This is a genomic window from Methylocella tundrae (genome assembly GCF_901905185.1).
GTDB lineage: Bacteria > Pseudomonadota > Alphaproteobacteria > Rhizobiales > Beijerinckiaceae > Methylocapsa > Methylocapsa tundrae.
The window spans coordinates 29,071-51,901 of sequence record NZ_CABFMQ020000131.1 but is presented as its reverse complement, the minus strand read 5'-3'; the positions used below and the strand labels follow the sequence as shown (position 1 = coordinate 51,901).

General features: G+C 62.4%; 22 protein-coding genes. 11 read left to right on the top strand and 11 right to left on the bottom strand.

All coding sequences use genetic code 11. The features are described from left to right. Window positions 1-42: 42 nt before the first annotated feature. The gene (ubiG, locus tag MPC4_RS18425; RefSeq protein WP_174513818.1) at window positions 43-816 is read right to left on the bottom strand and encodes a bifunctional 2-polyprenyl-6-hydroxyphenol methylase/3-demethylubiquinol 3-O-methyltransferase UbiG; all 774 of its coding nucleotides are present in this window, start codon (window positions 814-816) and stop codon (window positions 43-45) included. A 204-nt stretch (window positions 817-1,020) separates the two neighbouring features. Here ubiG and MPC4_RS18420 point away from each other — a divergent pair, with 204 nt between their 5' ends. From MPC4_RS18420 to MPC4_RS18390, 7 genes are all read left to right on the top strand, one after another. Beyond that, on the top strand, window positions 1,021-2,259 hold the full coding sequence (locus MPC4_RS18420) for an aspartate kinase (RefSeq protein WP_134491223.1): 1,239 nt from the start codon (window positions 1,021-1,023) through the stop codon (window positions 2,257-2,259). Between the two features lie 163 nt (window positions 2,260-2,422). Continuing rightward, window positions 2,423-4,687, top strand: coding sequence for a phosphoenolpyruvate--protein phosphotransferase (gene ptsP / locus MPC4_RS18415; RefSeq protein ID WP_174513817.1), 2,265 nt, complete (start codon window positions 2,423-2,425; stop codon window positions 4,685-4,687). 53 nt (window positions 4,688-4,740) lie between these two features. After that, window positions 4,741-5,823: a peptide chain release factor 1 gene (prfA, locus tag MPC4_RS18410; RefSeq protein ID WP_134491218.1), complete on the top strand. Its 1,083-nt coding sequence runs from the start codon at window positions 4,741-4,743 to the stop codon at window positions 5,821-5,823. Then, window positions 5,820-6,257: an EamA family transporter gene (locus MPC4_RS18405; protein WP_174513816.1), complete on the top strand. Its 438-nt coding sequence runs from the start codon at window positions 5,820-5,822 to the stop codon at window positions 6,255-6,257. Before prfA ends, MPC4_RS18405 begins: the two co-directional genes overlap by 4 nt. Before the next feature lie 85 nt (window positions 6,258-6,342). Beyond that, window positions 6,343-6,921 carry a YbhB/YbcL family Raf kinase inhibitor-like protein gene (locus tag MPC4_RS18400; protein WP_174513815.1) on the top strand — a complete coding sequence of 193 codons (579 nt, stop codon included), beginning with the start codon at window positions 6,343-6,345 and terminating at the stop codon, window positions 6,919-6,921. 120 nt (window positions 6,922-7,041) lie between these two features. Continuing rightward, on the top strand, window positions 7,042-7,884 hold the full coding sequence (locus tag MPC4_RS18395) for a transglutaminase-like domain-containing protein (protein ID WP_174513814.1): 843 nt from the start codon (window positions 7,042-7,044) through the stop codon (window positions 7,882-7,884). Between the two features lie 279 nt (window positions 7,885-8,163). Next, a complete protein-coding gene (locus MPC4_RS18390; RefSeq protein ID WP_174513813.1) occupies window positions 8,164-9,504 on the top strand; it encodes an alpha/beta hydrolase in 1,341 nt (446 codons plus the stop codon). Between the two features lie 248 nt (window positions 9,505-9,752). Here the strand turns inward: MPC4_RS18390 and MPC4_RS18385 are convergent, their stop codons facing one another. From MPC4_RS18385 to MPC4_RS18375, 3 genes are all read right to left on the bottom strand, one after another. Then, window positions 9,753-10,040, bottom strand: a complete 288-nt coding sequence (locus tag MPC4_RS18385) for a heavy metal-binding domain-containing protein (protein ID WP_174513812.1) — start codon at window positions 10,038-10,040, stop codon at window positions 9,753-9,755. A gap of 253 nt (window positions 10,041-10,293) precedes the next feature. Continuing rightward, entirely contained in the window at window positions 10,294-11,886 is a 1,593-nt protein-coding gene (gene purH, locus MPC4_RS18380; RefSeq protein ID WP_174513811.1) for a bifunctional phosphoribosylaminoimidazolecarboxamide formyltransferase/IMP cyclohydrolase, read from the bottom strand. A 70-nt stretch (window positions 11,887-11,956) separates the two neighbouring features. Further along, on the bottom strand, window positions 11,957-14,512 hold the full coding sequence (locus tag MPC4_RS18375) for a heavy metal translocating P-type ATPase (RefSeq protein ID WP_174513810.1): 2,556 nt from the start codon (window positions 14,510-14,512) through the stop codon (window positions 11,957-11,959). Window positions 14,513-14,832: 320 nt separating this feature from the next. On the opposite strand from MPC4_RS18375, the gene MPC4_RS18370 reads away from it, so the two are divergent. Continuing rightward, the gene (locus tag MPC4_RS18370) at window positions 14,833-15,162 is read left to right on the top strand and encodes a polyhydroxyalkanoic acid system family protein (protein WP_174513809.1); all 330 of its coding nucleotides are present in this window, start codon (window positions 14,833-14,835) and stop codon (window positions 15,160-15,162) included. Between the two features lie 150 nt (window positions 15,163-15,312). On the opposite strand, the gene MPC4_RS18365 is transcribed toward MPC4_RS18370, so the two are convergent. Continuing rightward, complete coding sequence (locus MPC4_RS18365) at window positions 15,313-15,522, bottom strand: TOBE domain-containing protein (RefSeq protein ID WP_134491202.1); 210 nt, start codon at window positions 15,520-15,522, stop codon at window positions 15,313-15,315. A gap of 196 nt (window positions 15,523-15,718) precedes the next feature. Between MPC4_RS18365 and MPC4_RS18360 the strand changes: the two genes are divergently transcribed. After that, complete coding sequence (locus tag MPC4_RS18360) at window positions 15,719-16,204, top strand: TOBE domain-containing protein (RefSeq protein ID WP_174513808.1); 486 nt, start codon at window positions 15,719-15,721, stop codon at window positions 16,202-16,204. Here the strand turns inward: MPC4_RS18360 and MPC4_RS18355 are convergent. Next, window positions 16,134-16,538 (bottom strand): winged helix-turn-helix domain-containing protein, encoded by a 405-nt coding sequence (locus MPC4_RS18355; protein WP_134491198.1) that lies wholly within the window; start codon window positions 16,536-16,538, stop codon window positions 16,134-16,136. The genes MPC4_RS18360 and MPC4_RS18355 overlap by 71 nt on opposite strands. 346 nt (window positions 16,539-16,884) lie before the next feature. On the opposite strand from MPC4_RS18355, the gene MPC4_RS18350 reads away from it, so the two are divergent. Continuing rightward, complete coding sequence (locus MPC4_RS18350; protein WP_174513807.1) at window positions 16,885-18,798, top strand: prolyl oligopeptidase family serine peptidase; 1,914 nt, start codon at window positions 16,885-16,887, stop codon at window positions 18,796-18,798. Between the two features lie 11 nt (window positions 18,799-18,809). Here MPC4_RS18350 and folK read toward each other — a convergent pair whose 3' ends face one another. The 3 genes from folK to MPC4_RS18335 are packed head-to-tail and all read right to left on the bottom strand — an operon-like array spanning window position 18,810 to window position 20,393. Next, window positions 18,810-19,328: a 2-amino-4-hydroxy-6-hydroxymethyldihydropteridine diphosphokinase gene (gene folK / locus MPC4_RS18345; protein WP_174513806.1), complete on the bottom strand. Its 519-nt coding sequence runs from the start codon at window positions 19,326-19,328 to the stop codon at window positions 18,810-18,812. Continuing rightward, a complete protein-coding gene (folP, locus tag MPC4_RS18340) occupies window positions 19,309-20,142 on the bottom strand; it encodes a dihydropteroate synthase (protein WP_174513923.1) in 834 nt (277 codons plus the stop codon). Before folP ends, folK begins: the two co-directional genes overlap by 20 nt. A gap of 35 nt (window positions 20,143-20,177) precedes the next feature. After that, a complete protein-coding gene (locus MPC4_RS18335; protein WP_134491194.1) occupies window positions 20,178-20,393 on the bottom strand; it encodes a hypothetical protein in 216 nt (71 codons plus the stop codon). Window positions 20,394-20,711: 318 nt separating this feature from the next. Here MPC4_RS18335 and MPC4_RS18330 point away from each other — a divergent pair, with 318 nt between their 5' ends. Beyond that, the gene (locus tag MPC4_RS18330) at window positions 20,712-21,383 is read left to right on the top strand and encodes a hypothetical protein (RefSeq protein WP_174513805.1); all 672 of its coding nucleotides are present in this window, start codon (window positions 20,712-20,714) and stop codon (window positions 21,381-21,383) included. 87 nt (window positions 21,384-21,470) lie between these two features. On the opposite strand, the gene MPC4_RS18325 is transcribed toward MPC4_RS18330, so the two are convergent. Further along, complete coding sequence (locus tag MPC4_RS18325; RefSeq protein ID WP_174513804.1) at window positions 21,471-22,334, bottom strand: substrate-binding domain-containing protein; 864 nt, start codon at window positions 22,332-22,334, stop codon at window positions 21,471-21,473. Further along, window positions 22,313-22,798 carry a c-type cytochrome, methanol metabolism-related gene (locus MPC4_RS18320; RefSeq protein ID WP_280514842.1) on the bottom strand — a complete coding sequence of 162 codons (486 nt, stop codon included), beginning with the start codon at window positions 22,796-22,798 and terminating at the stop codon, window positions 22,313-22,315. Before MPC4_RS18320 ends, MPC4_RS18325 begins: the two co-directional genes overlap by 22 nt. Window positions 22,799-22,831: the final 33 nt, after the last annotated feature.

The window sequence follows — 22,831 nt, the reverse complement described above, 5'->3', positions numbered from 1 at the left end:
AAACGCGCCCTCCCCGGCCGGAAAGAGTACGGGATAAGCGGTTCAGACGCGTTTGACCGCGGCCATGATGTAATTGATGCTCATATCATGCGCGAGCCGCCATTTGCCCGCCAGCGGATCGAAGACGACCCCTGTCTCATCGAAAACGCGCAGGCCCGCCGCCTCGAGCGACTTTCCGAGCTCAGCCGGGGTGATGAACTGGCTCCAGTCATGCGTGCCGCGCGGCGCCCAGCGCAGCACATATTCGGCCCCGACGATCGCAAAGGCGAAGCTTTTGAAGGTTCTGTTGAGCGTCGCGGCGACGAGCACGCCGCCGGGCCGCGTCATCGCGCCGGCGTGGCGCAGGAAGCCTTGTACGTCGCGCACATGCTCCAGCACCTCCATCGCGAGGACGACGTCGAAAACCTCGCCCTCGGCGTTCAGCGCCTCGGCGGTCGCGCAGCGATAGTTGATTTTGAGGCCCGCCAGAGCGGCGTGATCCTTCGCCGCTTCTATATTCCGGGGCGCCGGATCAATCGCGGTCACAACCGCGCCATGCCGGGCGAGCGGCTCGGCCAGAATGCCGGCGCCGCAGCCGATGTCGAGCACGCGCAGGCCGGCGAGCGGCTGGGACCCGTGACGGTCGCGCGGGCGCCCGTCGACCGTGAAATGGCGGCTCAGCAGATCGCGCAGATAAGCGACGCGCACGGGATTGAATTTGTGCAGCGCCGCCATCGGCCCGTCAGGGCGCCACCATTCGTCGCTCAGCCGGTCGAATCTTGCGACATCCTCCGGATCGACGGTCGATTCGGGCGCGATTTTTTCCCTTTGAACCATGGTTTGCATTCCGCTGGGCTTTATTGCATTGACTCGCCGCGCCGGCCTTTGCATGAATGCGCCGCCGCGAGGCGAAGCGATACCGCCTTCGCCGCGCCGGCGAAGGCTGATTCGACTTGATAGGCTCCGGGAGCCTATCGACGCAAATCGGCCGCCGAATGACCCCTCTCGCGCAAGCCCAGCCAAGGAGCGCTTTTCGCCCCGATGTCCCGTCTAGTCATGAAGTTTGGCGGCACGTCGGTCGCAAACATAGAACGCATCCGGAATGTGGCAAGGCATGTCGCGCGCGAGCGCAAGGCTGGCTTTGACGTCGCCGTCATCGTCTCCGCCATGTCGGGCAAGACCAACGAACTCGTCGGCTGGTGCCGTGAAGCCGCGAAACTCTATGACGCGCGCGAATATGACGCGGTGGTCTCGTCGGGCGAACAGGTCACCGCCGGGCTGCTCGCGCTGGTTCTGCAGGACGCCGGCATCCCGGCGCGCTCATGGCAGGGCTGGCAGGTGCCGATCCTCACCTCCGATTCGCACGGGTCGGCGCGCATTCTCGACATCGACGGGTCGGCGATCATCAAGGGATTTGAAGCGCGCGGCGAAGTCGCTGTGATCTCTGGCTTTCAGGGCGTCAACAAGGACACCGGCCGCATCGCGACGCTTGGCCGCGGCGGCTCCGACACCAGCGCCGTCGCCATCGCCGCCGCGATCAAGGCGGACCGGTGCGACATTTATACCGACGTCGACGGCGTTTATACGACCGATCCGCGGATCGTTCCGAAAGCGCGCCGCCTCGATCGCGTGGCGTTCGAAGAAATGCTGGAAATGGCTTCGCTCGGGGCCAAGGTCCTGCAGGTGCGCTCGGTCGAACTCGCCATGGTGCACAAGGTCAAGACATTCGTGCGCTCGTCGTTTGATGATCCGGAAAATCCGCAACCCGGCACCTTGATTTGCGATGAGGAGGATATTGTGGAGCAGCAGGTCGTCACCGGCATTGCTTTTTCAAGGGATGAAGCGCAGGTCACTTTGCGGCAGGTGGCGGACCATCCGGGCGTCGCCGCCGCCATATTCATGCCGCTCGCCGAAGCTAACATAAATGTTGATATGATCATTCAGGTCGCTTCCGAGGATGCGGGATCGACCGACATGACTTTTACGGTGCCAGCCGCCGATTTTGAACGAACCAAAGCCATTCTGCTTAAGGCGCAGCCACAGATTGGTTTCGCCAGCCTCCACGGAGCGAATGATGTCGTCAAAATCTCCGCCATCGGGGTCGGCATGCGCAGCCACGCGGGAGTGGCCGCCCGCGCGTTCAAGGCTTTGGCGGAAAAAGGCATCAATATCAGGGCGATCACCACGTCCGAGATTAAGTTTTCGGTGCTGATTGAGGCGGCCTACACGGAATTGGCGGTCAGGACTCTTCATTCGCTTTACGGCCTCGATAAAGCCTGAAGCGCAAATTGCCGCGCATTCCTTCGCAAACGCCCTACATTCTCTTGCGGTCCGGGGTTTGCACTGGTTAAACGAACCCAAGGCAGGAGAGAGCCTGCTCAGCGCTCTTTTCGCGCCCTTGGCGCATGATCATGAGGCCTCAAGGCCTGGACAGGAAACAGCCATGTATGGCGCCCTCGGCGGACCCCGTCTGCTGCTGCGCCGGCTTCGCGAAGTCATGGCGGAGCCGGTCAGTCCGCAGGCTAGGCTCGACAAGATCGTCGTTCACATCGCCGCCAATATGGTCGCCGAGGTTTGTTCGGTCTATGTCCTTCGCGCCGACGGCCGGCTTGAGCTCTACGCGACAGAGGGCCTGAACCGCGAAGCCGTCCATCTCACCACTATGCGGGCGAGCGAAGGCCTCGTCGGACTGATCGCCGAGACCGCCGAGCCGCTTGCTCTCGCCGACGCGCAAAATCACCCCGCGTTTTCCTATCGTCCCGAGACGGGCGAAGAAATTTATTCCTCTTTCCTCGGCGTGCCGATCCTGCGCGGCGGCAATACGCTCGGCGTGCTCGACATCCAGAACCGGGCGCGCCGGGTCTATACGGAAGAGGAAATCGAGGCGCTCCAGACGACGGCCATGCTGCTCGCCGAGATGATCGCCTCGGGGGAGTTGCAATCGATCGTGCAGCCCGGCGCCGACATCGCCCTCGGCCGTCCGCTCAGCCTCAAAGGCTCCCCTCTCGCTGAAGGGCTCGGCCTCGGCCATGTCGTCCTCCACGAGCCGCGCATCATCGTCAAACAACTCGTCGCCGAAGACGTCAAGCAAGAGATAGCGCGCCTCGACAAAGCCATCGCCGCGATGCGCGATTCGATCGACAATCTGATTGAACGCGGCAATATGGGGCCGGGCGAACATCGCGACGTGCTCGAGACCTTCCGCATGGTCGCGCATGATCGCGGCTGGCTGCGCCGCCTGCGCGAGGCCGTGACGACGGGCCTCACGGCCGAGGCCGCCGTCGAGCGCGTCCAAAACGACGCGAGAGCCAAGCTGCAGCGCCACACCGATCCCTCGATGCGCGAGCGCCTGCACGATCTCGACGATCTCGCCAATCGCCTGCTGCACGAGCTGACAGGACAGAGTTTCGTCTCGGCGCATGATGAATTGCCCGATAATGCGATCATCGTCGCGCGCACGATGGGACCGGCCGCGCTGCTCGAATATGACCGCTCCAAATTACGCGGGCTCATCCTCGAAGACGCGGGCGGCGGCAGTCATGTCGCGATCGTCGCCCGCGCGCTTGGCATTCCGGCGGCCGGCGACGTCGCCAATATCCTTGATTTCGTCGAACCGGGGGACGCGATCATCGTCGACGGGGCGCTCGGCGACGTGCAGGTGCGGCCAACGCCCGACGTCGAACACGCCTATGCCGAAAAGGCGCGGCTGCGCGCCAAACGGCAGGAGCAATATCGCAAGCTGCGGGATGTCCCCGCCGTCACGAAAGACGGCGTCGGGATCGACCTCCACATGAACGCCGGCCTTCTCGTTGATCTGCAGCATCTTGCCGAGACCGGCGCCATCTCGGTGGGCCTGTTCCGCACGGAGCTGCAATTCATGCTCGCCTCCCGCTTTCCAAAAATGAGCGAGCAGGAGCGGCTCTACCGCGCGGCGCTCGATCTGGCGCAAGGCAAGCAGATCACCTTCCGCACGCTGGATATCGGCTCCGACAAGGTGCTTCCCTACATGACCCAGCTGCAGGAGGAGAATCCGGCGCTCGGCTGGCGCGCCATCCGCATCGGGCTCGACCGGCCGGGGCTTTTGCGCACCCAGCTCCGCGGCCTGCTGCGCGCCGCCGCCAGTCGCGATTTGCGCATCATGTTTCCGATGATCGCAACGCTTGACGAACTCAGCGCCGCAAAAACCCTGCTCGATCGCGAAATGGCGCACTTGCTTCGTCATGGACGCGAGCCGCCGAAAGATCTCAAGGTCGGTATTATGGTCGAGGTGCCTTCACTCCTGTGGGACCTGCAGGAAGTGTGCAGCCGCGTCGATTTTATTTCGGTCGGATCGAACGATCTCATGCAGTATTTCTACGCGGCCGACCGCGACAACAAGCGCGTGTCGAAGCGCTTCGACTCCCTGTCCGCGCCTTTCCTGCGCGCCTTGAAGCAGATCGTGGACACGGCTCGCGCGTCATCGACGCCGCTAACGCTCTGCGGCGAAATGGGCGGCAAACCGATCGAGGCGCTGGCCCTGCTGGCGATCGGCTACCGCGGACTTTCGGTCTCGGCCGCCTCGATCGGCCCTGTGAAGGCGATGACGCTTGCAACTGATCTGCGTCTCGCCCGCGCCTTCGTCACCGGCCTGCTCGTCGAAAAGACGGCTGGCCATAGTCTGCGCGACGCGTTACGCACATTCGCAGAAGATCAGGGGATACCTATATAAGTCGGGTCCCTGTTCCGCAAACCGCGTCCATTCCCTTCCATTTCAACACAATTATGCTGCCGCAAGAAAAGCTCGATCTCATCTTACGCCGCTTCGAGGAAATCTCCGCCCGCCTCAACGAGGCGGTCGAGCCGGCGTTGTTCGTCTCGCTCTCGCGCGAACTCGCCGGGCTTGAGGGCGTCGCGGCGGCGATCCGCGACTATCGCACGCAGACCGCCGAGGTCGACGGGCTTGAGGCGATGCTCGCTGATTCCGCGACGGACGCCGAGATGCGCGGCCTTGCCGAAGAGGAACTGCGGGCCGCGCACATGCGTCTTGAGGAGTTGGAGCAGCAATTGAAGATCGCGCTCCTGCCGAAGGACGCCGCGGACGAAAAAAGCGCCATTCTCGAAGTGCGCGCCGGAACCGGCGGCGATGAAGCCGCGCTTTTCGCCGGCGATCTTTTCCGCATGTATCAACGCTACGCTGAATCGAAAGGCTGGAAGGTCGAGATCATTTCGGCCAGCGAGGGAACGGCGGGCGGATTCAAGGAGATCATCGCCGAGATCGTCGGCCGCGGCGTTTTCGCGCGCCTCAAGTTCGAATCGGGCGCGCATCGCGTCCAGCGCGTGCCGGATACCGAAACGCAGGGGCGCATCCATACGTCGGCGGCGACCGTGGCCGTGCTGCCCGAGGCGGAGGACGTCGACGTAGATATCAACGAAGCTGATCTGAAAATCGACACCATGCGCGCGCAGGGCGCCGGCGGCCAGCATGTGAACAAGACGGAATCGGCCATCCGCATCACCCATATTCCGACCGGCACGATCATTTTCGTGCAGGACGAACGCTCCCAGCACAAGAACCGCGCGCGGGCGATGTCGCTCCTGCGTTCGCGCATCTACGACGCCGAAAGACAAAAGCTCGACGCCGAGCGCGCGGCGGACCGGCGCTCGCAAGTCGGCTCGGGCGACCGTTCGGAACGCATCCGCACCTATAATTTTCCGCAAGGCCGCGTGACCGATCACCGCATTAACCTGACGCTCTATAAGCTCGACAAGGTCATGACCGGCGAGGCGCTGGACGAAATCATCGACGCCCTCATCACCCATCATCAGGCCTCCCTGCTGGCGGACAGCGAAAGCCAGAGGCTGTGAAGGGCCTCGCCGCGCCCTGGCTGATCTGGGCGCTTCTCTCCGCATGCTTCGCGGCATTGACGGCGATTTTTGCAAAAGTTGGCGTCGCCAACGTCAATTCCGACTTCGCCACACTCATCCGCACGGTCATCATCGTCGCCGTGCTCAGCGCGATTCTCGCGGCGACGGGGCAGTTTCAGCCGCTCGCGTCGATTTCGCCGCGCACCTATCTTTTTCTCGCCCTCTCGGGTCTTGCGACCGGCGCCTCCTGGATCTGCTATTTTCGCGCCCTTAAACTTGGCGAGGCCGCCCGCGTCGCCCCGATCGACAAGCTTTCGACTGTTCTTGTCGCCATCTTCGGCGTCGCTTTTCTGGGCGAACGCCTCAGCGGTCCCAATTGGGCCGGGGTCGCGCTCATCGCCTGCGGCGCGTTGCTCGTCGCCTACAGGGGCTGAACGGTCCCGCTTCTCCACGCAAAGCTTTCGCTTCGAACCATTCGGCTTCCGGCGCGTTACCTCAGCTTACCAAAAGAGGTGATCCATGCTCGGGAAATTGCCCTCGTCGATCGGCCATGCGCTCAAAAATGTGCGGCCGGGGCTCGAAAAGCTGATCTACGCCGACGCTGCTTTGGACGCGCCCGAAATCATCAGGGTCGAGAGCGTCGCCTTTGATGACAACGAAGCGATCCCGCCGCTTTTCTCGGCCGATGGGGAGGGCGAATCGCCGCCGCTGCGATGGCGCGGGGTGCCGGATGGCGCCGCCGGCATCGTGCTTGTCGTTGAGGACGCGGACAGCCCGACGCCGGCGCCCTTCATTCACGCTCTGGCGATCAAGACGCCGGCCAGCGACGATGATCTCATTCCTGGCGCATTGACGCGTAAAAGCGCCGCGGCGACCGAGGGACTGCTGCTTGGCCGGAACTCTTTGATGCAGGCGTCATGGACGCCGCCCGATCCGCCGCCGGGCCACGGGCCGCACCGTTATGTATTCGAAATTTATGCAATTGATCATATCCCGGAGCTCAATGAGCCTCCCGGCAAAAAGGAAATCCTTAAAATCCTGCGTGGGCACACGCTGGCCAAGGGGTGCATGATCGGAATTTACGAGCGCAATGCCTAACTTATGGGCTGAGGCGCATGGAACTCGAAACGTCGTCGGCGCTTTATGACGCGAATTTGACGTTGCGAGGGACACGCGTCGGGCGGTCCCTTCAGCCGACAGAGATGAACGGGACCACCCATGCTGATTCGCTACGGATACGAACTCACGTTTCAATGCTTTCAACCCACATTGATGGTGTGTCTTCTCGATTCGCATCCCGAATATGATTATCGCATTCGCTACAAAACCCCCTTTAGCGCCAATCCGTCGATCGCGACGCATACCTATGTGGATTCATTCGGCAATCAGGTCCGACGGTTCGTCGCCCCGGTCGGCGACCTCACCGTTTCGCGCGATTTCGTCATCGAGGACAATGGTCTGCCGGACGGTTATGAGCAACACGCCCAGGAAGTCCCGCTGGAATTTCTCCCGAGCGAAACGCTGGTTTATCTCCTCGGCAGCCGCTACTGCGAGACAGACAAGCTCGGCGACATCGCCTGGCAATTGTTCGGATCGGCGCCGCGCGGCTGGGCGCGGGTGAAGGCGATCTGCGATTTCGTCTGCAACCATCTGACCTTCGGCTATCAATATGCGCGAGCGACGCGCACGGCCTATGAGGCCTATAATGAACGCATCGGCGTTTGCCGCGATTTCGCGCATCTCGCCGTTGCTTTCTGCCGCTGCATGAATATTCCGGCGCGCTACGCCAACGGATTTCTTGGCGACATCGGCGTTCCGCCGGATCCCGCGCCGATGGACTACAACGCCTGGTTCGAAGCCTATCTCGACGGCCGCTGGATTACCTTCGACGCGCGCCACAATACGCCGCGCATCGGCCGTATCACCGTGGCGCGGGGACGGGACGCCACCGATATTCCGCTCGCGACCTCTTTTGGCCCGCACATTCTCAAGGGCTTTCGCGTCTGGACGGAAGAAGTCGACGAAACGCTCGTCCGCGGCCTGGAACGGCAAAGCGCCTAGAGCGCTTTCCGATTGAATGGAGTCATTCGATCGATCAGAAATCGCTCCAGACTCAAAAGCTGGAGCATATTCTTGTCGATCAGATCGACCGATCTGATCGGAATGTGCTCCAGCACGCAGAAGGGCCTGCGCGACGGTGTGGCGCCAATGCGGCGCCCTTAATGCAATTTTTAATTGACGCCTCTTGCGAAGACCTCGCGCCTTGACGAGGCGCCGCGATAAAGCCACGGTCCGGTCAGACGGCCCAGATCCGGGCCGCGCGGCGGCGTGGTTGGTCAGATGCGTCAGGTTTTGTGTAGAGGCGAAGCGTTTCCTTCGCGCGCGCGCTGCAATGCACGTCCTTCGCGTGCGCGAAGGAATGCGCGGCTTGGCGCGGCGTCGATCCTGCGCATCACGCCGCTGGCCTGCATCGCCGCCTTGGTCCTCGGCGGCTGCTCCACCATCAATGGCTACCTCGCTCCCGTGCCCTCCTCCTACGCCGACGCGCCGGGAACATCCCACGTCGAAATGGTGGTTGCGACGACGCGCACGCGGGCTGAGAGTTCAGCGATCATGTTTGCGGGAGGCAGAGCCCTTGAGCCCAGTTTCGCCGACATGATGGTTTCGATTCCGCCGGACGCCAATCGCACGATCGGCCAGGTTCAGTGGCCAAAGCAGCTTCCGGGCAATCCGGAAACCGATTTTGTGACCCTTAAGGCCGAGGTCATCAACAAAGATCAGGCGATCGCCACATTCTCCCGGCTTCTCAGCGAATCGAATAAAAGCGAGGCGCTGGTCTTCGTGCATGGCTTCAATGAGCGCTACGAAAACACTGTCTATGGCTTCGCGCAGATTCTGCACGATTCGGGCGCTCTTGGCGAGGTCGCGCCCGTTCTGTTCACCTGGCCCTCGAAAGGCAATGTCTTCGCCTATGGCTATGATCGCGAAAGCACAAATTATTCTCGCGACTCTCTCGAAGCGCTTTTGCGCTATCTAGTCAAAAACCCGAAGGTCAAGAAAATCTCGATCCTCGCCCATTCGATGGGTAATTGGGTGACCCTCGAAGCGTTGCGGCAAATGGCGATCCGCGATGGACGCGTCGCCGAGAAGATCAAACTCGTCCTCCTCGCGGATCCGGACGTCGATGTCGACGTCTCCCGCGAACAGATCGCGGCGATGGGACCTGATCGCCCGCATATCGCATTATTCGTGTCCGAAGACGACCGCGCGCTTGCCGCGTCGAAACAGCTGTGGGGCGCCCCGCGCTTAGGGGCCATCAATCCCGATATCGAGCCTTACAAATCCATGCTCGAGCGGGAAAATATCACCGTCATCAATCTCACCCACCTGCCTTCGCATGATCAATTCAATCACGGCAAATTCGCCGAGGATCCGAAAATCGTCGAACTGATCGGCCGCAGCCTTGCGTCCGGCCAGGCCCTGACCAATTCACAAGTCGGCTTCGGCGAGAAAATCATGGAAACGACGGCGAGCGCCGCGTCGTCGGTTGGTCACGCCGCCGGCCTCGTTGTTTCCGCCCCTGTCGCCATCGTCGATCCGGAGACGCGCGATCATTTCGGCGATCAGGTCGATCAATTCAGCGAATCGGTTCAGCAAATCGGGCCGCACGCCCAGCACTGAGCAGACGCGCCGGCCGCTCAGCCCTTTACGCTTATCGGCAATCTGATGCGGATTGCGCGTTGCGCAAGCATTCTGCGGGCCGCCATTCAGCGCTCGATGGCGGCGGCGGTTCCATGTTTTGAGCTAGGTCGGAGCCGGCGGCGCGCTTTGGCGTGAGGCGGAGATCGTTCTCGATCTATCCGGGCCGGCTCGCGACTCGCCGCGGGGGCGAGTCGCTGAGCGGATTGGCTTTTCGAACGCCTTGATACTCAAGCAGCGAGGGCGAGCTTCACAGCCGTTCCGGTAGCAAGAATGCGCCGGAGGCTTACGCCGGTTTCCTCGACAGGAACAACCCCGTCCGTCTCATAATTAACATCGATGATTGCATCGGCGTCGACATCTTCCGCCTGACGGATCAATTCGCGCAGAGCGAGTTCACGCCAGTTGCTTTGGAGGCCGTCGACCTGCACGACGTGCCAGGCAGAAGCGGCCTTGATCTTGCCGATGGGATAAAGAACACGGCCTCCATCAATAGAGTCCGTTGTGCTGATAAGCATTTTAGTCTCTCCGATACCTATTCAGCGATAGCCGCCGAGAGTTTCCCGAAACTTAACCGGGGGTCATTGTCCCGGCGTTGAGATCACTATCGCTCGTTCAAACTGAACAGTAGGTGACATATCACACCCTGCTGCATTGCAGCATTCACAATAAATTGCAAAGCGTTTTATTAAATAAAACAATCAGATATAGCCTTAACGGAGGATTAACTCCGCGGCTCCGGGCCACGCCAGAAAATGGGTGTGCGAAAAATCAGTGGCGGAAATGACGGAATCCGGTGAATGCCATGGCGACCCCCACGGCGTCCGCCGCCGCGATGACCTCCGCGTCGCGTACTGATCCCCCCGGCTGAATGAGCGCCGTCGCCCCCGCCTCGATTGCCGTCAGAACGCCATCGGGGAAAGGAAAAAACGCATCGGACGCGACCACCGAGCCGACGGCAAGGCTGCGTGGCAATCCAGCCGCCTTGGCGGCGTCCGCCGCTTTCATCGCCGCGATCCGCGTCGAGTCGACGCGGCTCATCTGCCCGGCGCCAATGCCGACCGTCGCGCCGTCCTTGGCGTAGACGATCGCATTCGACTTCACATGCTTCGCGATCCGGAACGCGAAGGTTAGATCGCGCCATTCAGCTTCGGTCGGCGCGCGCTTGGTGACGACGCGCAATTCCATATCGTCGACGACGGCATTGTCGCGCCCCTGAACCAGCAGGCCGCCGGCGACAGGACGAAGCGTCAGGCCGCTGGCGCGCGGATCGGGCATGCCGCCGGTCAGCAGCAGGCGCAGATTTTTCTTCGCGCCGACGATCGCGATCGCCTCTTCGTCGGCCTCGGGCGCAATGATGACTTCGGTGAAGACCTGGACGATTTCCGCCGCCGCCCTGGCGTCGAGGCGGCGATTGAGGGCGACGATGCCGCCAAAGGCGGAAACCGGGTCGCAGCGAAGCGCCAGCGCATAGGCCGCCTCGATGCTGGCCGCCTCGGCGACCCCGCACGGGTTTGAATGCTTGATGATGGCGACGGCGGCGGTGCGCTCGGGATCGAACTCGGCGACAAGTTCGAAAGCCGCGTCCGTATCGCCGATATTGTTATAAGAGAGCTGCTTGCCCTGCAGCTGCCGCGCGGTGGCGACGCCGTAACGCCGTTCGGGCGTCACATAGAAAGCCGCCTTCTGATGCGGGTTCTCGCCATAGCGCAGGGTCTGCGCGAGCTTGCCGCCGAAAGCGCGGAAGGCCGGCGCATCCTCGCCGATCTGTTCAGCGAGCCAATTCGAAATCGCGGCGTCGTAAGTCGCCGTGCGGGCAAACGCCTTCTGTGCGAGCTTCTGCCGCAGGGCGAGCGTCGTCGCGCCGCCATTCGCCCGCAGTTCCGCGAGTAGAGGCGCGTAATCTTCGACCGAGACGATGACGGCGACGTCATTGAAATTTTTGGAGGCGGCGCGGATCATCGCCGGACCGCCGATGTCAATGTTCTCGATGCATTGGTCGAAATCGGCCCCCGCGTCGATCGTCGCCTGAAACGGGTAAAGGTTCACCACGAGAAGGTCGATCGGGCTGATGCCATGCGCCAGCATCGCCGCCTCATGCTCGGGGTTTTCGCGGATCGCGAGGAGGCCGCCGTGCACTTTCGGATGCAAGGTTTTGACGCGCCCATCCATCAGCTCCGGAAAGCCGGTGACGTCGGCGACGTCCAGGACCTCGAGCCCCGCCTCGACGAGCGCCTTATGGGTGCCCCCGGTCGAAATCAGCTCGATGTCGAGAGCGGCGAGGCCGCGCGCGAAATCGACGAGGCCGGTTTTGTCGGAGACGGAGATCAGCGCCCGTGCGGCGCGACGGAACTCGATCGGCATTGAGGCTTCCACCTGCTGGCTGCGTAAAGCAGGCTGTTAGCATGAAGCTGGAGCCGATCCTATCTTCGTTTCATCGCGGCTTCGCCTCCGCCAGATTTTCGTCGAGGCCCTGCCTTGCGAGGCCCGGCCGCCCCTCCCTCTTGTCGCGCGCCGCGAGCGGCGACGTAAAACGGCGCAGCCGCAGCGCGTTGAAGACGACGAAGATGGACGAAAACGCCATGGCGCCGGCCGCCAGCATCGGCGACAGCATGACGCCGAAGGACGGATAAAGCGCGCCCATCGCCACAGGAATCAGCAGAATATTGTAGGCGAAGGCCCAGAACAGATTTTGTTTGATATTGCGCATCGTCGCCCGGCTCAGCGCGACGGCCGTCGCCGCCGCGCCGAGATCGCCGCCGATCAGCACGACATCGGCCGCCTCGATGGCGACATCCGTACCGCTGCCGATGGCGAGGCCGACATTGGCGGCGGAGAGCGCCGGCGCGTCATTGATGCCGTCGCCGACAAAGGCTGTCGCGCCGCTCCTCGCCTTGATGCGCTCGACCGCCTCGACCTTGCCCTCGGGCAAGACCTCGGCGACGACCGCGTCGATGCCGACGGCCCTGGCGATCGCCTCGGCGGTCTTCTGATTGTCGCCGGTGATCATGACGAGATCGAGCCCCTCGGCCCGCAAGGCGGCGACGGCCTCTTTCGCGCCGTCCGCGATCGGATCGGCGACGACGATCAGCGCCGCGAGCGTTTCGTCAATCGCCACGTAAAGCGGCGATTTCGCCTCCGCGCCGAAGCGCCCCGCCTCCTGCGCGAAGCCGCCGACGTCGACGCCGAGACCGCCCATGAAGCGATCGGACCCGACCGCCACGCGGCGGCCATCGACGATGGCCTCGACGCCGAGGCCGGGTTTGGCGTCGAACTGCTCGGCCGGCTTCAGGGCAAGGCCCTCCCTGCGCGCCGCCGTCGCTATGGCGACCGCCACCGGATGCTCGGAGCGCGCCTCAACGGCGGCGACGAGCGCCAGAACGTCCGCGCGCGAAAAGCCCGCCGCTGGAACAAGGTCAGTCAGTTCGGGAGCGCCCTTGGTGATGGTGCCTGTCTTGTCGAGCGCTACAGCCGTGACGTCGGCCAGCTGCTGCAGGGCGTCGCCCTTGCGAAACAGGACGCCGAGTTCCGCGCCACGCCCGGTGCCGACCATGATCGAGGTCGGCGTCGCAAGCCCCATGGCGCAGGGGCAGGCGATGATCAGCACGGTGACCATGGCGACCAGCGCATAGCTGAACGAAGGCGTGGGGCCAAGGAAGAACCAAAGGAGGAACGTCAGAACCGCGACGGCGATCACAGCCGGCACGAACCAGCCCGTCACCTTGTCGGCGAGGGCCTGGATCGGCAGTTTCCCGCCCTGCGCCTGCTCCACCATGCGAATGATGCGCGCCAGGGCCGTATCGGAGCCGGTCTTGGTCACTTTGAAGGAAAAACTGCCCGTCGTGTTGATTGTCGCGCCGACGACCTCGGCGCCGGCGCCTTTGGGCGCCGGACGCGGCTCGCCCGTCAGCATCGATTCATCGACGAAGGACGAGCCCTCCACCACGACGCCGTCGACGGGTATTTTTTCGCCGGGCTTGACGAGAACAATGTCGCCGACGACGACCTCGTCGAGCGGCGTCTCAACGGGCCCGCCCTGCCGCAGCACAACGGCCGATCGCGCCTTGAGGCCGATAAGACGTTCGATCGCCGCGCCAGCGCGGCCCTTGGCGCGCGCCTCCAGCGTGCGGCCGAGCAGGATCAGGGTCACGATGACGGCGGCGGATTCGAAATAGACCTGCCCTGTTCCGGCTGGAAACAGGGAGGGCGCGAAGGTCGCGAGCGTCGAATAGGCGAAGGCGGCGCCAGCGCCAAGAGCCACGAGAGCGTTCATCTCGGGAGCGCCGCGCAGCAACGCCGGAATCCCGCTCTTGAAGAAGCGCCAGCCCGGACCAAACAAAACGAGGGCCGTCAGCACGAATTCGGCGATGCGGGCGGTCTGCATCCCGACGCGCTCCATCACGAACATATGTACGGCGGGAAAGAGATGCGCGCCCATTTCGAGCGCGAACACGGGCAATGTCAGTAGTGCTGCGAGGAGGGTCGAGCGCGCCAGCGCTTTTCCTTGCGCGCGGCGGTCGTCGGCCTGCGTCGGCGCGGGCGCTTCAGGCTTGATCTCGCGCGTCGGATAGCCGGCCTCGGTCGCGGCCCTTGCGATCGCCTCGGCGCTGGTCGCTCCGCTGACAAAGCGCACCGTGCCGGCGCCGGTGGCAAGATTGACATGGGCCTCGACGACGCCTTCGACATCCTTGAACGCCTCTTCCACCGTCTTGACGCAGCCCTCGCACGTCATTCTGGTGATGGAAAATTGCGCAGTCGTGAGGACGGCGGCGAAACCTGTCTTATTGATCGCTTCGATGACCGCTTCGAGATCGGCCGGTCCGTTAAAGCTGACGTCGGCGCGTTCGGTCGCGAGATTGACCGAGACGGAAGCGACGCAAGGGACGGCGCTGATGGCTTTCTCGACCCGCCCGACGCAAGAGGCGCAATGCATGCCCTCGACGGGAACGCTGACCGGAGCAGAGCCGGCCTCGGACGGATGAGGGGACATTTAGGCTATCCTTTGCTGAAGACGCGGGCTTTCCTTTGGGTAAGAAAAAGCAATGCGATGAGACATTCTATGTAGATCATCGGCCGCCGCTTGAAATCAAGAGTAACGCCGTGGCGCCGGCGCGCAAATCTTGAACGGCGTCGTTGCAATGCGTGAGCCGCTGGTCAATAGATACGCCAAAACAACGAGATAAAGCCGCTCATCGAATGGATATGGATGTTGCGGCGTTTGTGCGCATAAACGGAGCCGACGGAAATATGCCGCTGGCGTTCTTTCGGACCCGGCGTTGAACCTCTACATGGGGAGAGTGGAGGAGATAAATGTCGAAATCGATCGTCATCATCGTGCCGCACGCTCTTGGGACCGACGCGGCGAAAAAGCGCATTTCGGAGCGCATAGACGTGCTGCGAACGGACTATATCGACAAACTGGGCTATTCTGAAATCAGCTGGGCCGGCGATCAGGCCAATGTGCGCGTTGTCGCTTTTGCCCAGACCGTGACGGCGCAGATCGACGTCATGCCGGATAGCTTGCGCATCGAGGCGCAACTCCCCTGGCTGCTTGCGTCATTGGCCAACAAGATCCAGGGGGTGCTGACCTCCAACGCGAAGGATTCGCTGAAAATCGGCTATACGCCGCCGAAGGGCTGAGGCTGAGCGATCGGCGCTGAGCCAAGGTCTCGGCGTCAATGAGATGAACGACATAAAGGATTGGAAGGCGCCCCTCGGGACGCTCGCCGTCCTGAAAGGGCGGTGGTTTCACCGCCCCTCCAAACGCCCTGGGCGAGTGCGGAAAATGGCTTAATCGACGGCAACGATCACGTCGGATGATTTGATAATGGCGGTGGCCTTCTTCCCAACCGCCAGGCCGAGATCCTCGACCGCTTCATTGGTGATGGAAGCGGTGACGATTCCACCGCCCTTGAGCTCGATTTCGACATGCGCGGTGGTTGCGCCCATGTGGACTTCCTTAATGGTGCCTTCAAGCGCATTGCGGGCGGAAATTTTCATTCGAGTTTCCCTTTCTTGCCTTGCGGCGCCCACATCAAAGCGCCGCCTCCGGCTTCGGAGAGGGCTAATCTATAACTATAATGATACAGTTTATAAATTCCTTTTAATACAGCTTTGACGAGGACTTTTCCCGCCGGCTCTTCTAAGCTTCGCAGCGGCGGATAGAGACGCCGGATGGAGAGCGGCGCCGAGAACGATGTTGGAAAGCCCCAGAAAACGCGCGGCGCGCCCGGCCCTCAAGGCCGCCCTTTCGGCGCGCGTGCTGCGTCACGATCTTTCAACGGCGATGACCACGCTTTTCTTCGAGGATGGCGAGCTGCGCGCGCCCTTGATCACCGATCCGATCGGCTCCGGCGTCATCGTCACCATCTATGCGCGCGACGTGTCCATCGCCTTGTCGCGGCCGATGGATGTGTCGATCACCAACCGCCTGCCCGGCGAGATCGTGGACATCTCTCATCTGGATCCGCCCTATGTCCGGGTGACCTTCAGTCTCGGCGCTACACGCCTTCACGCGCTCGTCACGAGCGAATCGGTGGAGCGGCTCGCGCTCGTGCCCGGCCTTCGCGCCTGGGTCATGATCAAAGCTGTCGCGATCTCGCGACGCGACCTCAAGCCGGATCGCGCTCCACAGCCGCGACCCTGGCCTTTGGATCAAAATTCCAGTCCAGGGAAGCCGTAAGTTCGTCCAGCGACTTTTTGGACGAGGCCGAGGCTTGGCGTCCAATAGACCGGTAGAGCGCGACGAGACGCTCCCCGAATTGCGTGATTTCCGCGCCGGCGTTGCGCCGCCCCGGGAACGTCACGACCACAGGCGATTCGAAGCAGCGGTTCAGCATGTCGACGGTCAGCCAGCATTTTCGATAGGAGAGGCCGAGGGCGCGGCTGGCGCCGATGATCGAGCGCTCTTTGCGAATCATATCGATCAAGGCCAGTTCCTCCGGTCCGAAGGAGGCGCCGTTCGGCCAATGGACTTCGATCGAAATGACGGCTGTCTCTCGCGAGCTATTCGGCATGAGGCGTCCCTGAACTGGAGCATTGAAGCAAAGCAAATCGCGCCGGCCGCGAAGCCGCCGCGCTCAACCTTCTATCTCTTCGCAAAGTCGGACGGCAAAGCCGCACTCCCTTGGGCCTGATTCTGCCGCGGCTCCCAAGCAGGCGCCGCATCCGCCAGCCATTGCTCCAATATAGGATTTTATATCGCTGAGCGCAAAGGGCCAAAGGGCGAACGCCACAGAGCGACCGCTTGCACTCCGCGCCGGCGACAGCCCATAATGCGCGCATGACCTTGAAAACCGCTCTTTTGCTTTCTGCTTTCTGTCGCACACAGGCGCCGCGCGGCGCGAGCGCCATCGTCCGCGCATGAAAAAGATCGCGCCCTACGGGACCTGGACTTCGCCGGTCACCACCGATCTCATGACCGCCGCCGCGATCAGCCTTGGCGGCCTCACGGTCGACGGCGAAACCCTCTACTGGCTCGAGGGACGCCCCGCCGAGAATGGCCGCACCGCCCTGCTCCGGCGCCGCCCGGACGGCGTCATCGAGGAATTGACGCCGGATCCGATCAATGTCGGGAGCCGGGTTCATGAATATGGCGGCGGCGCATTCGGCGTTCAAAACGGCGTGATTGTTTTCAGCGAGCGTAGGGACGGCTCCGTCTGGATTATCGAGCCCCGCCATCCGCCGCGAAAAATTGCAACGCCGGAGGGCTGTAGATACGCCGATTTCGAACTCGACCTGCCGCGCCGGCGGGCCCTCGCGGTGCGCGAAGACCACCGCGAGCGTTCGCCGACCGATCCCGAGGCTGCGATCGTCGCTCTGGACCTCGATGCCGCCGCCGAGACCGTGCTCGTCAAGGGGCCGGATTTCCTGAGTTCGCCGCGCCTTTCTCCCGATGGTCAAAAGCTCGCCTGGATCGCCTGGGATCACCCCCACATGCCTTGGGACGAGACCCGACTCTACTGCGCGGGCATAAAGGACGACGGCGCGCTCGCGGCGCCGCAGATGATCGCCGGCGCCGAGCCTGAAGCGATCGTCCAGCCGGGCTGGTCGGCAGAGAACATCCTGCACTTTTCCTCGGACCGAACCGGCTGGTGGAATCTTTACGCGCGTGAGGGGGGACGCGACGTCGCGCTCTGCCCCGTCGAAGCCGAAATGGGCGGCCCGCATTGGGTGTTTCGCCAGCGATTCTATGCCTTTCTCGAGAGTGGCGGCCTCATTGCGTCGCTAGTCCAACATGGCGTCAAGCGCGCGGCGCTGATCACGGAGGGCGCCTATACGACGCTCGATATCGGACAGGTCGCCGAATCTCCACAGCCGGTCGGCGCGGGCCTCGCCTATATCGCGACGCCGCCAACGGCGCCGCCGGCGATCATGCTGAAACTTGGCTTCGATCAGCCCGCCCTCTTCGTCAGAGCGGCCGCGCCTTCCGTTCTGCCGTCCGAGACCGTTTCGATCGGCGAGGCGATTACCTTCCCGACCTCGCACGGGCCGGGTCACGCTTTCTGGTATGCGCCGAAAAATCGCGATTTCGAAGGACCCGAGGACGCTTTGCCGCCTCTCGTCATCCTGTCGCATGGCGGCCCGACCAGCATGACGACCAATCATTTCAACTTGCAGATCCAGTGGTGGACCAGCCGCGGCATCGGCGTCGTCGACGTGAATTATGGCGGATCAACAGGCTATGGCCGCGCCTATCGCCGTCTCCTCAATGGCCAGTGGGGCATTGTCGATGTCGATGACTGCCGCGCCGCCGCTGAGTATCTTGTCGCCCGGGGCCTTGTCGACGGCGGCCGCCTCGCCATTCGCGGCGGCAGCGCCGGCGGCTTCACGACGCTCGCCGCGCTCACATCGAGCGACGCGTTCAAGGCTGGCGCGAGCCTTTACGGCGTCGCCGATCTCATGCTGCTCGCGAGTGACACGCATAAGTTTGAATCACGCTATCTCGACGGCCTCATCGGCCCGCTGCCTGAGACCAAGTCGCTCTACGCCGAACGCTCGCCGATCCATCATCTCGACCGGCTCGCCTGTCCGGTCATCTTCTTTCAGGGCGAGGAAGACAAGACTGTGCCGCCCAACCAGGCGGAAACCATGGTGGCGGCCATGTCCGCGCGGGCTCTGCCGGTCGCCTATTATTTATTCGCAGGAGAAGGGCATGGCTTCCGCAAGGCCGAGACGCTTCGCCGCGTGCTGGAGCTGGAGCTTGATTTCTATGGACGCGTTTTCGGATTTTCAGCGCCCGGGCTCAGTGAACGCGTCAAAATCGCCAATATGTGAGCCGGCCGCGCTCAGGCCGCATCCCAGGGCTTGACGCCTTGATCCGTCGCCGCCTTGGCCGCCTCGCCGACGCTGCGTCCGCCAAGCCGCAGCTTTGGCGCGATCTCGGCCAGGGGCACGAGGACGAAAGCCCGATTGAACAGATCCTTATGCGGCAGAACGAGTTCGGGTGAATCAAAAACCTGATCGCCATAGAATAAAACGTCGATGTCGATGAGGCGCGGTCCCCAGCGCACGCCGTCTTTGCGGCCCAATTCGGTTTCGACCGCCTTGACCTCGGCCAGCAGTTCGCCCGGCTGAAGCGTCGTCGTCGCCAAGGCGCAAGCGTTGGCGAAATCTTCCTGATCGAGATAGCCCCAGGGCGCCGTCCGATAGATTGACGAGACGGCGGTGACGACAAGCGCCCCGCGCTCCTGCAGGCGCGCCAGCGCCGCAGCTATGTTTGCGGGTTTATCGCCAATGTTGCTGCCAAGGCCGAGGCCGATTTCGACGATTTTCGGCTTTTGAGGATCAGGCACGGGAGATTGCATCGAAAACCTTGAACGCGGCGAGATGTTCGGCGGCGTCGTGAACCCGGAAAATGGCGGCGCCCTCCGCCGCCGCGGCAATGTTCGCGGCAAGGGTGGCGATGAGGCGCGGCTCGATTTTCAGATCGCCGGCCGGCGTCCCTTCAACGATGGCGCCGAGCAGCGATTTGCGTGACAAACCGACAAGGATAGGCAAGCCATAATGCTGCAATTGGCGCAAGCCCCGCAGCGCCTGCAGATTTTGCGCTTTTGACTTGGCGAAGCCGATGCCAGGGTCGAGGATGATGTGCCTCATCGGGATCCCGGCTTTATCCGCAAGGCTGAGCGAGATATCGAAAAAACGGCGCATGTCCGCGATGATGTCGCAATCGCGATCCGTCTCCTCGCGATTGTGCATGATGACGACGCCGGTCTCAGTTTCAGCCACCACATCGGCCATCGCCGGATCTTTCTGCAGGCCCCACACGTCGTTGATGAAGGCGACGCCCTGATCGGCTGCGAAGCGGGCGACCGAGGCCTTTGACGTGTCGATCGAGACCGGCTGCTCGATCGACGACACGACAGCGCGCAGCAGCGGCTCGAGCCGCGCGCATTCGACATCCGCCGGGACGGGTTCATGCCCCGGCCTTGTCGATTCAGCGCCGACGTCGATGATGTCGGCTCCGTCGGCGGTCAGCTTTCGCGCTTGGGCCACAGCCGCCGCAGCGGTCTGAAATTGACCGCCGTCGGAAAAGGAGTCCGGCGTCGCATTGACGATGCCCATGATAAGAGAGCCGGACCCGATCCGGTTCAGGAAGCGATCACGCTTGGCCTGCATCGAATGAGACTTTGCAGCAAGCTCGGCGGTTTGGCTCAAAGATCCTTGCCTTCCTGCTCGGGATAGCCGCAGCGCCATTTCACGACGAAACGCGTCGGGTGGTGATTAACCCAATCGGCGATGGTCGGCGGCGCGGACATCGCGCATTGCATCAAGCTTTCACCCTGATCGACGAAGGTCAGGTTTTGTTCCTGACATTGCGCGGGCTGCGCGAGAGAGCAAACGGTCAAAATCAATTCCATCAGCCCCATTGCTGAGTTCCTTTCAGGCTAATCCAGTTTATTGGCCCCACCACGGCGGTGAACATGCACAATGCACGAGACAAGCACAAGTTGCGCCGCTGCGCTCCGATGCCGGCGCTAATCTCTTTTTTGCGGTCATCACCGCGCCGCTTCCGCCGCCTGGGCGATTTCCCGCCCTTCTGATCTCGCGCCGGCCGCCGCTGGCGGTTCGAAAACGTTAGATCGGCAGTTGGCGTCGCTTATCAACTTGTGCCATTTAGAGCTTGCTCCGGGCTGCATTGCGCGCCGCCCGCCGCGAGCCAAAAAGGAAAGAGCGGAGGAATCGTCATGCAATTTCAAGGATTCACGCCTTCGTCCGCCGCCCTCTCCTCGCGCGAATTGGCGCGCGCCTTCGCCGTTACGATTGTGTTGGCTATCGTCCACGGGAACGCCTTCGCCGAGGCGGCAAAGCCGGAACCCGCTAATCCGGATTGGCCCTGCAAGCAGATTTTGGTGGAGCAGATTTCCCTGCCGGCCGTCTGGGCCGGCCCTTCGATCGAGGGGGTTGACTGGCGAGGCGATGAGCCCGTCGCCGATCTCGTCGCCCACCTCGCGGCGCGCAAAACTCCGATTGAAGCGGCCGAACATTCAATCGAGGCTTTCGCCGCCTCGGCCGGCCCGGACAAGAAAGCAAAGCTTGTCGCCTTGTTTGCAGGGCTGTTCGAAACGCTCAACAGTCAGCGGCTCGAGATCATCGACGGATTATCCCGATTCGGACGTAAGCAGAAAGCGCTCGCCGCGAAGATTCGCGCTGAAAACGCCGAGATTCAAAAGAGCCCGGACGCATCGCGCCCCACTGGTCCCTCCGTCGAAGGCAACGCCGCCGCACAAAAGCTCGAATGGGATCTTCGCCTCTTTGATGAAGGGCGCGTCTCGCTATCCTATGCCTGCGAGGCGCCGACGCAGGTCGAACAAAGGCTTTTTGCCCTCTCAAGGGCGATCCAGAACAATCTGGACTAATCACCGAAAAAATAGCGCGCCCCGCAGGGCCCGCTATTCTAGACGCTCCAGGCTCGCTCGCGAATCAGCGCCCTTAATTGCGCCGGCTCAGTTCACCCTGGGCTTGTCGTTCTCATCAAGAAGCGGCACGCCATAGTCCTGCAGGATCTTGTCGATTTCGCCCTGATTTTCGGCAATGAGCTTGTTCAGCGTGCGTTTCCATTCCTGATCGCTATGACGGACGCCCATGCCGATTCGATAGATCATGCGCGGCCCGATTTTCTCGTTCACGAGCGGCGTCACCGTCACCGAAGCCTTGGAGGTCTTGGCGAGATTGCCCGCGATGGGGCCCCAGAGAATCGCGACATCGATAACGCCGTCTTCAAGATCTTTCATCATGTCCGCTGTCGGCGCGTCGGCGCGCGTATCGATCACCAGCGGATAGGATTTGATGCCCGGCAGCAGCCCGTCAACCGCAAGGTTGGTCGCTGGCGGGGTTCCGGCAACGATGCCAATATGCTTGCCCTTCAGCCGGGGATCTTCGAGCGTCACGACGCCATCGAGATCGCCGCCCTTTTTCGTGACCATCGCATAGGACGCGCGGTAATAGGGGTTTGTGACCTGGACGAAGTCATTGCCCTGTGGCATCTCCATCACGACATCGCACCGGTGGGCGTTCAGCGTGTTGCGGATAAAGCCGGTGGAGTTCGGATAATAGACGTAGGCCAGCGATTTGCCGAGCTTTTGGGCGAGAAGGGCGGCGATCTTGTTTTCAAAACCTTCGCCGGCCTCATTGGAGAACGGCAAATCGCGCGGGTCGGCGCAAACGCGCAGCACGTCCGGATCGACCAGCTCGATCGCCGCGTCGGCGGCGCCCTCGGCCAATGCCGCGAACCGCGAGCCTAACGGCGCGAGGAAAGCGATTGAAAGGACGAGAGGCCAGATCCGTTTCATTTTTCCAATCCCAGACATTCTTTTTCCGCCGCTGTCGCCGCGGGCAGTTTGTCGACGTGGCCCGCGGGCCGTCCACGCGCAACGGCGTCGGTGGAGCGCGCACGAAGATAAACGTAAATATCGTCCAGATAGCACATGACATTTTTGTTATCGCCGAAGGCCGGCATAACATTTTCCTGGCTGCTGGTGACGTTCCTCCTGCCACCCACCACAGTGCCGACGAACTCGGCGTAACTCATCGTCTTCACGGAGTTCTTCAGGGCAGGCGCATAGCTCGAACCTTCGCCGTCAGGGCCGTGGCAGACGTGGCACTCGGAATGATAGCGGCGAAATCCTGAATAGGCGAACCAGTCGAGCTTTCCGTCAGGCTCAATCTTGTAGGTTGGATCGCCCTTCGCGTCGACCCATTTGCCGAGATCGTCCTCTTTAACGGCTGCGGGATCTCCGGGGGCGTCGGCCATAGCGGCGCTTGCGGACGTGATGAGAAGGGCGGCGGACATGGCCCGCGCCAGAGA